Origin of the sequence: Pseudomonas sp. QD4, from assembly GCF_049199125.1 — a bacterium.
GTDB lineage: Bacteria > Pseudomonadota > Gammaproteobacteria > Pseudomonadales > Pseudomonadaceae > Aquipseudomonas.
In genome coordinates this window covers 1,570,032-1,583,229 of the sequence record NZ_JBLZOM010000002.1, presented here as the reverse complement: position 1 = coordinate 1,583,229, position 13,198 = coordinate 1,570,032, and the positions used below count along the sequence as shown (strand labels likewise).

Sequence of the window (13,198 nt, the reverse complement as noted above, 5' to 3'; positions counted from 1 at the left end):
TGACCGACCGGTCGTCATCCACGGTAGTTTTATCGGCTAAACCAACGCCGGGTTTGCCCGGTGTCGCCCGGCCCCCTAGAATGCCCCGATGCGCGATGACCTCTCCCTTCTGCTGAACTCCCTCAACGATGCCCAACGCCAGGCCGTAGCTGCCTCCGTGGGTCGTCAGTTGGTCCTGGCCGGTGCTGGATCCGGTAAAACCCGTGTGCTGGTGCACCGTATCGCCTGGTTGATCCAGGTCGAGAACGCCTCGCCACACTCCATCCTGTCGGTGACCTTCACCAACAAGGCGGCTGCCGAGATGCGCCATCGCATCGAGCAGTTGATGGGGATCAACCCGGCCGGCATGTGGGTCGGCACCTTCCACGGCCTGGCGCACCGCCTGTTGCGTGCCCATTGGCAGGAAGCGGGCTTGAGCCAGACCTTCCAGATCCTCGACAGCGACGACCAGCAACGCCTGGTCAAGCGCGTGATCCGCGACCTGGGGCTGGATGAACAGCGCTGGCCGGCGCGCCAGGCGCAATGGTTTATCAACGGCCAGAAAGACGAAGGCCTGCGTCCGCAACATATTCAAGCCAGCGGCGATCTGTTCCTGGCCACCATGCGCAGCATCTATGAGGCCTACGAGGCGGCCTGCCTGCGCGCCGGGGTCATCGACTTCTCCGAACTGCTGCTGCGCGCCCTGGACCTGTGGCGCGACCACCCGGGTTTGCTCGCGCACTACCAGAAGCGCTTCCGCCATGTGCTGGTGGATGAGTTCCAGGACACCAACGCCGTGCAGTACGCCTGGTTGCGCCTGCTGGCCAAGGGCGGTGACAGCCTGATGGTGGTGGGCGACGACGACCAGTCGATCTACGGCTGGCGCGGCGCGAAAATCGAGAATATCCACCAGTATTCCGAAGATTTCCCGGACGCCGAAACCATTCGCCTGGAGCAGAACTACCGCTCCACGGCCGGCATCCTCAAAGCCGCCAACGCCCTGATCGCCAACAACACCGGGCGCCTGGGCAAGGAGTTGTGGACCGACGGCGGCGAAGGCGAAGCCATCAACCTGTACGCCGCCTTCAACGAGCACGACGAAGCGCGCTACGTGGTGGAAACCATCGAAAGCGCGCTGAAAACCGGCCTGGCCCGCAGCGACATTGCCATTTTGTATCGCTCCAACGCCCAGTCCCGGGTGCTGGAAGAGGCCTTGCTGCGCGAACGCATCCCGTACCGCATCTACGGCGGCCAGCGCTTCTTCGAACGTGCTGAAATCAAGAACGCCATGGCCTACCTGCGCCTGCTCGAAGGCCGGGGCAACGATGCCGCGCTGGAGCGGGTAATCAACGTCCCGGCGCGTGGCATCGGCGAAAAGACCGTCGAAGCGATCCGCGAACACGCGCGCCACAGCGACGTGTCGATGTGGGAAGCCATGCGCCAGCTGGTGGCCAACAAGGGCCTGACCGGTCGCGCTGCCGGCGCCTTGGGCGGCTTTATCGAACTGATCGAGAACCTCGCGGCAAAAACCGCCGAGATGCCGCTGCACCTGATGACCCAGACGGTGATCGAGCAATCCGGGCTGATTGCCTACCACGAGGCGGAAAAAGGCGAAAAAGGCCAGGCCCGGGTAGAAAACCTTGAGGAACTGGTCAGCGCCGCACGCAACTTCGAAAACACCGAAGAAGATGAGGAGCTGACACCACTGGCTGCGTTCCTCGGCCATGCGTCCCTGGAAGCCGGCGACACCCAGGCCGACGAGCACGAAGACGGCATCCAGCTGATGACCTTGCACAGCGCCAAGGGCCTGGAATTCCCCTACGTATTCCTGGTGGGCATGGAAGAAGGCCTGTTCCCGCACAAGATGAGCCTGGAAGAGCCCGGGCGCCTTGAAGAAGAACGGCGCCTGGCCTACGTCGGCATCACCCGGGCGATGCAGAACCTGGTCATGACCTATGCCGAGACCCGCCGCCTGTATGGCAGCGAGACCTACAACAAGGTCTCGCGCTTCGTCCGCGAAGTGCCTAAGGGGCTGATCCAGGAAGTGCGCCTGTCCAACAGCGTCAGCCGTCCCTTCGGTGGTGGCCAGCAGCAGAGCTCCAGCAGCCTGTTTGGTGGCAGTGAGATTCCGGACACCGGCTTCAGCCTGGGCCAGGCCGTGCGCCACGCCGTGTTTGGCGACGGGGTGATCCTCAACTTCGAGGGCGCCGGGGCCCAGGCGCGGGTCCAGGTCAACTTCAGCGAAGGCAGCAAGTGGCTGATGCTGGGTTACGCCAAGCTGGAAGCCATCTGAGCCCAGCGGAAGGCGGTGCGCCGGTGCGAGCCGGCACCCGCTGACCACGGCTGGCGCGCTCGCCCTCAAGCGTCCTTATATAAGGAAGAGGAACATCCCCATGGGCACAGGCTTTTTTTCCTCCTGGACATTCTGGGCCCTGCTATCGGCGACATTCGCCGCGCTGACGGCGATCTTCGCCAAAATTGGCATCGAGAACGTCAATTCCGACTTCGCCACCCTGCTGCGAACCGTAGTGGTTCTGGTGAGCCTGGCCTTGATTTTGTACGCCACGGGCCAATATCAGTCACTGGGATCGATCTCGGGCAAAAGCTACCTGTTCCTGGTGCTGTCCGGCCTGGCCACCGGTGCTTCCTGGCTGTGCTACTTCCGCGCGTTGAAGCTGGGCCCGGCCTCGCTGGTCGCGCCGGTCGACAAACTCAGCGTGGTGTTGGTCGCGCTGTTGGGCGCCGTGCTGCTGGGGGAGAAGCTCGACCTGCGCCAATGGGGTGGAATCGGCCTGATCACCGCAGGCGTGGTGATGCTGGCGCTACGCCGCTAGGCACGGTTGCACTGAACCCACCCGTCGCCCGCCGGGTCCCAGATATACGTCCTCTTGCCCCGGCTGAAACTGAACCCAGCCTGTCAGGCAAAAGCCCGAAACATTATGCCGCTAGCCAGTGACACTTCACCTGTGCAACATGGCGCGCGTGCCATCCACAAATGGGAATTCCCTTTATGAAACGTTTTCTTAGCATCGCCATGGCGCTGTGCATCGGCCTGACGATGAGCCTCGACGCCAACGCCAAGCGCTTCGGTGGCGGCAAAAGCGCGGGCGCCGCGCCGTCGCACCAAACCAGCCAGATGGCGCCTTCCGCAGGTGCGGGTACTGCCGCAACCGCGGGCGCTGCCGGTGCCGCTGGCGCTGCTGCCAAAGCGGGCGGCGCTTCGCGCTGGCTCGGCCCTCTGGCCGGTATCGCCGCGGGCGGCCTGCTGGCCTCCATGTTCATGGGCGGTGGCTTCCAGGGCATGCAGATCTTCGACATCCTGATCCTCGCCGTCATCGCATTCGTGATCTTCCGCTTCATCGCCGCTCGTCGCCGCAAACAGCAGGAGCAGTTCGCTCCGGCTGGCCACGCGCCCATGCAGCGTGAAGCCTTCCAGCCACAGCAGCCTGCTCCAGGCTCGATCTTCGGTGGTGCTTCGGCTGCCGCCGCCCGTCCGGTGATCAATGCTCCGGCCTGGTTCAACGAAGAGCGCTTCATCGAAGCTGCGCGTAACCACTTCCAGTCCCTGCAGCAACACTGGGACGCGAATGAAATGGACAAGATCGCCGAGTTCGTGACCCCGCAAATGCTGCAGTTCCTGAAAAAAGAACGCGCAGACCTGGGTGATGGCTTCCAGTCGACCTACATCGACAACCTCAATGTCCAACTGGACGGCGTGGATGATCGTGCCGACAAGACCATTGCTACCCTGACCTTCACCGGCGTGTCGAAAACCTCGCGTTTCGACCAGGGCGAAATGTTCAGCGAAAGCTGGAACATGGAACGCGCTCCAGGCGACAACCAGCCTTGGCTGGTTGCAGGTATCCGCCAGAACGGCTGATCCCTTTCGCGGTCACACCAGTAATGCAGAACCCCGACTCAGGTCGGGGTTTTGCATTTCACGATTGCACTTATAGCGAGCTACTGTATAAAACCGCGTCATATAAACCGCGCCATAGAGCTAAGAGGACCCAGGCCGTGGAAGAAGTCATCGAGCAACTGCGTGAAGCAAACGAACCGGTACCCGTGCCCCTGGAGTTACCGGACGAAGACCAACTGGTGGAAGTCGAGGAACAGCTGTTCATCAACATCCCCTTCGTCTTCAAAGAGTTCCTGTTGACCGTGAGTGACGTGGTCTACGGCAGCCTGGAACCGGTGACCGTCACCGACCCGCAGTCCCACACCTATCTGCCGGAAGTAGCCGCTACTGCCTGGGACCTGGGTGTACCGCGCGAGTTGATCCCGATCTGCCAGGACGGCGAAGACTATTACTGTGTCGAGGAAGACGGCACCGTGGTGCTGTGGTCCGGCGAAGAAGAGCTGATCACCGAAGAATCCTGGGAATCGGTGTGGCACTGGGCACGGGACGTCTGGCTGGAAAGCTGAGTCGATCACCCGCACGCCCCATGGCCGGCAAGCGCGCACTTACAGAGGCATGCCCCCTGTAATGGCGCGCGTGACCGCGCCGTTGCCGTCCCTGGCAGCGGCGGGAATGGGCGATCAATGCCCTGAACTTTCCTTGTGGTTATCCAGGGTTTCCAGCAGCGCAACCTGCATCCGCGTGTGCACCCGGATAAACCAGCGCCACAGCACCGCAGCCACCGCGGCCGTGACCACCGCGATCAGGACCAGCAGCTCGGCAGTCGGCAGAATGCTCGACGACAACGCCGCCAGCAGCAGAAAGATCACCAGCAACGACAAAATCGGAATCACCTCGGCGATCACTCGCCGCACCCTCTGCGTATGGCGCCCGGCCACTTCCGCCTTGACCCCCATCTCCGCCAGCAGCATCGACAGCGCCTTGAGCTTGCGATAGGCGGCGATCAGGAACGGCAGCGACAACAACAGCGCACCGCCCCAGATCAGCGCCTTCTGCCAGCTCGGGTCGCTGATCCAGTCCTGCAGATAGCCGGCGATACGGGCCGCGAAATAGCCGCCAGAGAAGAAGATCGCCACCACCAGCGCCAGGTTGACCCCCACCTGCATCAGGATCCGCCGGATCATCGACGCCAGCAATGCGCCCTCGCCTTGGGGCTGGATGCTGCGTAGCCATTCGCCATACATGCCCAGCACCCGACCCAGGCGCTGCGGCATCACCTCGGCCAACTTCAGCGACAACGGGTCGGCGGCGCGAATCAGGTACGGAGTGAGCAAGGTGGTGATGGCCGATACCGCCACCGCCACCGGATAGAGGAAGTCGCTGGTGACCTGCAAGGTCATGCCCAGGGCGGCGATGATGAAAGAGAACTCACCGATCTGGGACAGGCCCATACCGACCCGCAGCGACGTGCGCCCATCGTTGCCAGCGATAAAGGCACCCAGCCCACAGGACAGCATCTTGCCCAGGACCACCGCGACCGTGATCACCACGATCGGCCAGGCGTATTGCAGGAGAATCTGCGGGTCGATCATCAAGCCAATGGCGACAAAGAAGATGGCACTGAACATGTCGCGAACGGGTTCAATCAGCCGTTCAATTTTCAGGAGCTCGCGGGACTCGGCGATGATCGCGCCAATCAGGAAAGCCCCCAGCACCATGCTGTATTCCAGCTTGACCACCAGCAGGCAAAAGCCGAAACACAGGCCGAGCACGGTGATCAACAGCATTTCGTTGCTTTCAAAGCGGGCCACGTAGGCCAGCAGGCGCGGCACCAGCAGAATGCCGATCACCAGCGCCACGATCATGAACAGCGAGAGCTTGCCGACGGTGGAAAACACTTCGCCGGAGTCGACCGTGCCGCTGACCGCGATGCTTGAAAGCAAGGCGATGATGCCGATGCCGAGGATGTCTTCGACAATCAATACACCGAAGATCAGCTGCGCAAAGCGCTGGTTCTTCATCTTCAGGTCATTGAGGGCCTTGACGATGATGGTGGTCGAGGAAATGGCCAGGATCGCACCGAGGAACAGTGAATCCATGGTGCTCCAGTCGAACCAGCGACCGATTTCGTAGCCGATCCAGATCATCAGCACGATTTCCAGAAAGGCCGCGATAAAGGCCGTGGCACCGACCTTGAACAGCTTGCGCAGGCTGAACTCCAGGCCCAGGCAGAACATCAGGAAAATCACCCCCAGTTCGGCCAGGGTCTTGATGGTCTGCTCGTCATGGATCAGGCCAAAAGGTGGGGTGTGCGGCCCGATAATGAAGCCGGCGACGATATAGCCCAGCACCACCGGTTGTTTGAGCCGGTGAAAAACAATGGTCACCACGCCCGCGACCAGCATGATCACTGCCAGGTCCTGAATAAAGCTGATGGCATGCATGGCGTGGGGCTCCTTGTGGGGTAGGCAAATACGCTCACTCGGCCGCCGAGCATCCGAATGCTCTGATAAGGCCAAGTAAAAATCTGAAAATTTGAGAGAAAAAGCCCTGGGAAAGGGCCTTTCGCAGGTTACCACCGCGACTTCGAGCAAAAAGGCGGTGCAATATAAGGAAACAGATCGATCGGCGCGTGACGGCGAGCGGCGGCCCGGCGTCCCGTTATCGATGGTTTTGAAAGCTGACCAAGCGCCCGCAGAGGTGCTCCCGTAACCCCTGCCTACAACCGTGAGTGTGCTATGGAACCCGGAAACGCCCAGCTGTCGATGACGGTACTGATGACCCCTGACATGGCCAATTTCTCTGGCAATGTCCACGGCGGCACCCTGCTCAAGTACCTCGACGAGGTCGCCTATGCCTGCGCCAGCCGTTATGCCGGCCGCTATGTGGTGACCTTGTCGGTGGACCAGGTGATTTTCCGCGAGCCGATTCATGTCGGCGAACTGGTGACCTTCCTGGCGTCGGTGAACTACACCGGCAACACCTCAATGGAGGTGGGGATCAAGGTGGTCACCGAGAATATCCGCGAGCGCTCGGTGCGCCATACCAACAGCTGCTTCTTCACCATGGTCGCCGTGGACGACCAGCGTAAGCCGGCAGTAGTCCCGCAGTTGCAACCGCAGACCAGCGAAGACAAACGGCGTTTTATCCAGGCCAAGCAGCGCCGGCAGATTCGCCAGGAGCTGGAAATTCGCTATCAGGAGATCAAGGCCGACGCGCCCTGAGCTTCACGCACCACGGAACCATGGACGGTTCCAGCCTCCCGCTTCGCACCTCCCTCCCTGCAATGCCCCTCGGGTATTTCCGTGCCCTCCCCGCGCCAGCCCTTAAAGGCCAGGCAGATTGGCCGCTTTGATCCCTTTTTGACCACATACGCAGTTATGTAGCCGCAGCCCCGCTGCCAGAATCCTCGTGCAAGGCAAAAACGCACTCCCGCTCTCGGGAGCATTCGAACAAGAACGAACGCGTGAGAACCGAACATGCCCAGCACCCGCCCCGCCTCCAGCAGCAACGCCCTCGCCATCAGCGACAGCGGCGTCCCCAGCGAATTTACCCACAGCGCCCAGGGCACCTCCCTGCGACGCATCCTGCGCCTGCCGGCCCTGGTGTTCTTCGGCCTAGTGTACATGGTGCCGCTGACCATTTTCACGACCTATGGCGTGGTCACCCAGCTCACCGGCGGGCGCACGGCCGCCGCGTACGTCATTACCCTGCTGGCGATGTTTTTTACCGCGCTGTCCTACAGCGCCATGGTGAAGAAATATCCGATTGCCGGTTCTGCCTATTCCTACACCAGCCTGAGCTTTGGCCCTAGCATCGGCTTTCTGGCCGGGTGGTCGCTGCTGCTCGATTACCTGTTCCTGCCGATGATCAATTACCTGGTGATCGGTCTGTTCCTCAATATCGCCTTTCCCCAGGTCCCAGCCTGGGTCTTCGTGGTGGCGACCATCGGTGTGGTGACGGTGCTGAACATTCGCGGCATCAGTTCGGTGTCGAGCATGAGCAACCTGATCGTCGGCGCCCAGGTGGTGTTTGTCCTGGTGTTCATCGCTCTGGCCGGCAAGCACTTGCTCGGCGTCGAAGCCCTGGACTTGAGCGCGCCGTGGCTGGGTGACGGCAGTCAGGTCGGATTTCTGCCATTGATGGCCGGCGCGGCGGTGCTGTGCCTGTCGTTTCTGGGGTTCGATGCGGTGTCGACCCTGGCCGAAGAGGCCCGCGACCCGCGCAGGGACATCCCTCGGGCGATTGTGATTACTACCCTGGGCGCCGGCGCGCTGTTTATCCTGCTGGCCCTGGTCAGCCAGCTGGTGTTCCCCGGCAGTGCCTTCAAGGACCCGGAGGCGGCCGCCGGCGAGGTCATGCTGCAGGCGGGGGGGCGTTTTCTGGAGATGTTTTTCACCGCGGCCTATGTGGCGGGCGCGGCGGGATCGGCGCTGGCCTCCCAGGCCTCGGTGTCGCGCATTCTCTTCAGCATGGGCCGCGACGGGATCTTGCCGCGCCGGGTGTTCGGCGTGCTCTCGGCGCGTTACAAGACGCCCACCACGGCGATTGTCCTGGTGTCGCTGATCTCGCTGCTGGCGGTGGTGATCGACCTGACGACACTGGCGTCGATGATCAGCTTCGGCGCGCTGGTGGCGTTCTCGGCGGTCAACCTGGCAGTGATCAAGAGCCACCTGTTCGATGGCCAGCCACGCAGCGGCGCCGACCTGTTGCGCTATGGCTTGCTGCCGCTGGTGGGGTTTGCCCTGATTGTCTGGCTCTGGACCAGCCTGTCGCTGCTGACCCTGGGCATCGGCCTGGCCTGGTTCGCTGTGGGCCTGGCCTACCTGGCGTTCCACACCCGGGGCTTCAGCCACAAGGCGCCCGAGGTGCAGTTCTCAGAGCCGCTCTAGGGTCGGTTGAGGTGTGGCCCAGCACCGCGGCTTGTGACCAAACCGCTAGAGCTCGATCGGCGTGGCTTCGAAGCGCACCCGCGGATGGGCGATCCGGTCCTGGGCCCGCACCAGTTCCAGTTCATAACTGGCGCAGGCCTGGGTTTCCAGCAGCACTTCATGCACTGCGGCGGCGGTGAATTCGAACGCCGCCAGCAGGCTGTCGCCCAGCAGCACCCGGGCCAGGAACAGGCCTGAGGTCAGGTCGCCCACACCCACCGGCTGACGCGGAAACGCCAGCAGCGGGCGGCGCAAATGCCAGCTGCCCTCGGCGGTGACCAGCAGCATCTCAAAGCCATCGGCGACCTTGCCCGGGTAATCCAGGTGTTTGACCAGCACCGCCTTCGGCCCACGGGCCAGCAGCGCCCGAGCCATGGCCAGGCAATCGAACAGCGACTGCGGCTTGCGCCCGGAGAAGCTGTCCAGCTCCAGCTGGTTGGGGCACAGGATATCTGCCATCGCCACGGCTTCTTCGAGCAGGAAGTCGCTGACTTCTGCGGGCACGCTGCAACCCTTTTCCGGATGCCCCATCACCGGGTCGCACAGGTACAGCGCCTTGGGGTTGGTCGCCTTGATCCGCGCGACACCACTGAGAATCGCCCGCCCCTGGGCGGCGCTGCCCAGGTAACCGGACAGCACCGCGTCGCAGTTGCCCAGCTCGCCGATGGCGGCGATGCCTTCTACCAGCTCGGGAATCCGATGGGGCGCCAGGACTTCTCCGGCCCACTGTCCATACTGAGTGTGGTTGGAGAACTGCACCGTGTTCAGCGGCCAGACGTTCACCCCGACCCGCTGCATCGGAAAAACCGCAGCGCTGTTACCGGCATGGCCAAAGACCACATGGGACTGGATCGCAAGCAGATGAGGTGTACGTTTCATGCGCGGATTTTCCGTAAAACCATTGAAATTCAAGCCGCGCAGTATGCGACTAAACACAGCCTGTACGACAGACCGGAGAGGCAGTTAAGCTGATGGCACTTTGTCGGAGCAAATCTTCATGCTGACCCTTGGAAATATCTTTGTGCTGATGCTGCTGGCGACGGGCGCCGCCTGGATCTGGCACAACCACGGTTTGCGCGAGCGGGCACTGGAGAGGGTCAAGCAGCACTGCGCCAAGCTCGATATCGAGCTGCTGGACGGCAACGTCGCGCTCAAGCGCATCGGCTTCGTCAAGGATGCCAACGGCCGCCGACGCCTGGCGCGAATCTACAATTTCGAGTTCACCGTGACCGGTGAAACCCGGCACGCCGGCACCATCACCCAGTTCGGCGCCCACAGCGCACAGATTGAACTCGCGCCCTACCCCTTTGAAGTCAAAACCCCATTGCCCAGTGCGGAAGTGATCGAGCTGAGCCAATGGCGGGAAGAGCATCAGAAATGGCGGCAGTGAGACGGTGGATCAGGGTCGAGGGCCAGCGCAGCCTTCGGCAGCGGCTACAGGCGGCAGGCGGCAGGCTTGTAGACTGTTCTGCAACGCCGCGACCTCCTGTACCTCGCTGAAAATCAACTCCAACCGCGAATCCTGGCGCCATTCACTGGGCAGCCAGTTGAGGGGCGAGTTGTCGACGCCATTCCCGGAACGCCAGCCTTCGCCGCTATGGATCACCAGCTTGGCCCGGCGCCAGTCGAGGTTCTGCAACCAATGGTCGATCCGCGTCAGGTCGAATAGCTGGCTTGGATGCCAGCGCCAGCCAATGCTCCAGCCGCCCTCCTGGGCCTGGCTCAGGCAGATCGGCCGCGTCGGATCGGTCCAGATCGCCGGCAGCTGCGCCAGGCTCTGGGGCAGCTCCAACTCGACCTGAGCCGCGTCGGCGCGAGCCAGTAAACCGGGCAGCTGTGCCAGCGGCAGATGGGCCTGGTGGGTCCAGTACCGCGGACAATCCGGCAGTTGCTCGATAACCCGCTGCCGCTCGGCCTCGTCCAGGTGCTCATCCTTGTTCAGCAACAACAACCCGGTACTGGCCAACGCCTCCTGCTGGGCCCGGGGCAAGGGCTTGCCGGCCGCCAGGGCCTGGGCATCCAGCACCAATACGCAGGGCTGCACAGCCAACACCCCTTGCCACGGCGCCTCGCGCAGTTGCCGCAGCAATTGCGCCGGATGGCCGAGCCCCGAGGGCTCGATAAACAGCCGGTCCGGTCGCGCCTTGCGCAGCAAACGCCCAAGGCCCACCTGAAACGGCGCGCCGTTCACGCAACACAGACAGCCACCGGCCACCTCCCCCAGGCTAATACCGTCTTCATCCCGGGCCAGCAGCGCTGCATCCAGGCCGATCTGACCGAACTCGTTGATCAGCACCGCCCAGCGCTCGTTGGCCGGGCGCTGGCGCAAAAGGTCGCGGATCAGGCTGGTCTTTCCGGCACCCAAGGGCCCGGCGATGACGTGAGTGGGGATGTTTTGCAGCATGGGAAGGGAGTCCATAAAACCGGTGAAGCGATGCTACGCCCTTCTCGACCCAGGCGAATAGCCGCTCGACCTGCAGTCGCTGCCGAGGCACGAGACGGCGCTGGCCATCAGCAACGCCCCATGCCTGCCTGGCAGACCACGGCCGGTCAGCCCAGCCAGTCCAGGGTCAGGATCAACCGGCGCTCGCCCGGCGCCGGTTGCGGTGAGCGATGGATCAGGCCGAAGCCTTCATTGCCGTGCCATTTCTCACCCTTGAGCAACGCCACCTCGCCGCAGGCCATTTGCTCGATTGACGCTCCGGCATCAGGCTCGGCCTGGGCCTGGCCTAACTGCCGGCGGTCCATGACGCCTTCCTTCAGCCACTGGCTGCCGACGCCGGCGTAGGTGGTGATCAAGCGCACCGGCACATGGTCGACGTGAAAGCGCGGACACATGGCCTTGTCCAGAACCCGCAGACGCAACCCCACGCGTCGTGCCCCCAACAGGCAGGCAAAGGCGCTGACCAGCCAGGAAACGTCGGCGATAAAGCCGTCATAGCCCTCAAGATCACTGAAGCCCGACGCCAGGCCACGCAAGTTGGGCTCGGCTTCGTCATCGGCCAGCTCCAGGGACAGGGAGTCGGCCAGGGGCTGGTTCAGGGACAGCAACAAGGCGCCGAAATCGGCGATATGCGCCGGCAGCCGGCGCTGCCACAAGGCCAGGTTGACCGGGTCCTGCAGCACCTCGGCCAATACTGAGGGCGCAGCGCCCAGCGCCTGGCGGCGGGTCAGCGACGGCAACTCAATGCCGGGGGCTCTCAGGGCCGGCATCAGGCCGCGACCTCCCCATGCCAGGGCCCAAAGGGGTCGGGTAGTTGTCGCCAGCCTTCGACACCCAGGGCCATCTCCGCGTCGCTCAGCAGGCAGGCGTCGAGTTCGGCGGCAAGCTGCGTGAAGTCGATGTTCTGCCCGATAAATACCAGTTCCTGACGGCAGTCGCCGCTGGCTGGAGTCCAGTTGTTCAAGATCGCCGCGGTGCTTTCCTGATCCTGGGGCCACTGCTGCCTGGGCACGAAACGCCACCAACGCCCAGCAAACCCGTGGCGCATCAAGCCCCCGGCCTGGGACCAGCTGCCGGCGTCCCGGTACTTGCTGGCGAGCCAGAAAAAGCCCTTGGAGCGCAGCAGTTTGCCGTTGACCCAAGGCCGGTCGATAAACTGGAAAAAACGCTGTGGGTGAAAGGGCCGGCGCGCCCGGTACGCCGTGGAGGCGATCCCGTACTCCTGGGTCTCCGGCACGTGCTCGCCGCGCAGCTCCTGCAACCAGCCGGGGGCCTGGGCCGCACGTTCGAAGTCAAACCGTCCGGTGTTGAGGATCGCGTTCAGCGGCACCTGGCCCATGACCATGGGCAGGATCTGCGCCTGGGAATTGAGGCGCTGGAGAATGGCCATCAGTTCCTGGCGCTGGTCGCTGCTGATCAGGTCGATCTTGCTGATCAGGAGCACGTCGGCGAACTCGATCTGCTCGATCAGCAGGTCGGTGATCGAACGTTCATCTTCCTCGCCCAGGGTTTCGCCACGGGAAGCCAGGCTTTCGGCGGCCTGGAAATCGAGCAAGAAATTCATCCCGTCGACCACCGTGACCATGGTGTCCAGGCGCGCGACGTCGGCCAGGCTCTGGCCCTGTTCATCGCGAAAGGTGAAGGTTTCGGCCACCGGCAGCGGTTCGGAGATGCCGGTGGACTCGATCAGCAGGTAATCGAAGCGCCCTTCCCGGGCCAGTTTGCCGACTTCTTCCAAAAGGTCTTCGCGCAGGGTGCAGCAGATGCAGCCGTTGCTCATTTCCACCAGCTTTTCTTCGGCGCGATTGAGGCTGACGTCGCGCTGGACCTCGCCGCCATCGATGTTGATTTCGCTCATATCGTTGACGATCACCGCCACTCGCAGGTTTTCACGGTTACGCAGCACGTAGTTGAGCAAGGTGCTTTTGCCGGCGCCGAGAAAGCCGGAAAGCACGGTAACGGGGAGACGGTCGGTCATGGGTTGGT

12 protein-coding genes are annotated in these 13,198 nt (G+C 62.9%); 7 read left to right on the top strand and 5 right to left on the bottom strand.

Annotation, left to right across the window (positions count from 1 at the left end; genetic code table 11):
• The first annotated feature begins 88 nt into the window (after positions 1-88).
• The 4 genes from uvrD (at position 89) to ACOZJV_RS18270 (ending at position 4,404) form a co-directional block, all read left to right on the top strand.
• Complete coding sequence (gene uvrD, locus ACOZJV_RS18285) at positions 89-2,272, top strand: DNA helicase II (protein WP_421548184.1); 2,184 nt, start codon at positions 89-91, stop codon at positions 2,270-2,272.
• 100 nt (positions 2,273-2,372) lie between these two features.
• Positions 2,373-2,813, top strand: a complete 441-nt coding sequence (locus ACOZJV_RS18280; protein WP_421548183.1) for an EamA family transporter — start codon at positions 2,373-2,375, stop codon at positions 2,811-2,813.
• Between the two features lie 176 nt (positions 2,814-2,989).
• Positions 2,990-3,859, top strand: a complete 870-nt coding sequence (locus ACOZJV_RS18275) for a Tim44 domain-containing protein (RefSeq protein ID WP_078470379.1) — start codon at positions 2,990-2,992, stop codon at positions 3,857-3,859.
• Positions 3,860-3,996: 137 nt separating this feature from the next.
• Complete coding sequence (locus tag ACOZJV_RS18270) at positions 3,997-4,404, top strand: SMI1/KNR4 family protein (RefSeq protein WP_020294877.1); 408 nt, start codon at positions 3,997-3,999, stop codon at positions 4,402-4,404.
• A gap of 114 nt (positions 4,405-4,518) precedes the next feature.
• Here the strand turns inward: ACOZJV_RS18270 and ACOZJV_RS18265 are convergent, their stop codons facing one another.
• On the bottom strand, positions 4,519-6,282 hold the full coding sequence (locus ACOZJV_RS18265) for a cation:proton antiporter (RefSeq protein WP_421548182.1): 1,764 nt from the start codon (positions 6,280-6,282) through the stop codon (positions 4,519-4,521).
• Positions 6,283-6,576: 294 nt separating this feature from the next.
• Between ACOZJV_RS18265 and ACOZJV_RS18260 the strand changes: the two genes are divergently transcribed.
• Positions 6,577-7,062 carry an acyl-CoA thioesterase gene (locus ACOZJV_RS18260; RefSeq protein ID WP_020294879.1) on the top strand — a complete coding sequence of 162 codons (486 nt, stop codon included), beginning with the start codon at positions 6,577-6,579 and terminating at the stop codon, positions 7,060-7,062.
• Between the two features lie 255 nt (positions 7,063-7,317).
• Entirely contained in the window at positions 7,318-8,730 is a 1,413-nt protein-coding gene (locus ACOZJV_RS18255) for an APC family permease (RefSeq protein ID WP_207202164.1), read from the top strand.
• Between the two features lie 45 nt (positions 8,731-8,775).
• Here ACOZJV_RS18255 and pdxY read toward each other — a convergent pair whose 3' ends face one another.
• A complete protein-coding gene (gene pdxY, locus ACOZJV_RS18250) occupies positions 8,776-9,648 on the bottom strand; it encodes a pyridoxal kinase PdxY (protein WP_078470376.1) in 873 nt (290 codons plus the stop codon).
• A 118-nt stretch (positions 9,649-9,766) separates the two neighbouring features.
• On the opposite strand from pdxY, the gene ACOZJV_RS18245 reads away from it, so the two are divergent.
• Complete coding sequence (locus ACOZJV_RS18245; protein ID WP_020294882.1) at positions 9,767-10,159, top strand: DUF3301 domain-containing protein; 393 nt, start codon at positions 9,767-9,769, stop codon at positions 10,157-10,159.
• A 9-nt stretch (positions 10,160-10,168) separates the two neighbouring features.
• On the opposite strand, the gene ACOZJV_RS18240 is transcribed toward ACOZJV_RS18245, so the two are convergent.
• The 3 genes from ACOZJV_RS18240 to zigA all read right to left on the bottom strand — a co-directional run bounded on the left by ACOZJV_RS18240 (position 10,169) and on the right by zigA (position 13,190).
• Positions 10,169-11,173, bottom strand: coding sequence for a CobW family GTP-binding protein (locus tag ACOZJV_RS18240; protein ID WP_421548181.1), 1,005 nt, complete (start codon positions 11,171-11,173; stop codon positions 10,169-10,171).
• A gap of 146 nt (positions 11,174-11,319) precedes the next feature.
• Positions 11,320-11,982: a DUF1826 domain-containing protein gene (locus ACOZJV_RS18235; protein WP_421548180.1), complete on the bottom strand. Its 663-nt coding sequence runs from the start codon at positions 11,980-11,982 to the stop codon at positions 11,320-11,322.
• The gene (zigA, locus tag ACOZJV_RS18230) at positions 11,982-13,190 is read right to left on the bottom strand and encodes a zinc metallochaperone GTPase ZigA (protein WP_421548179.1); all 1,209 of its coding nucleotides are present in this window, start codon (positions 13,188-13,190) and stop codon (positions 11,982-11,984) included. Before zigA ends, ACOZJV_RS18235 begins: the two co-directional genes overlap by 1 nt.
• Positions 13,191-13,198 lie beyond the last annotated feature (8 nt).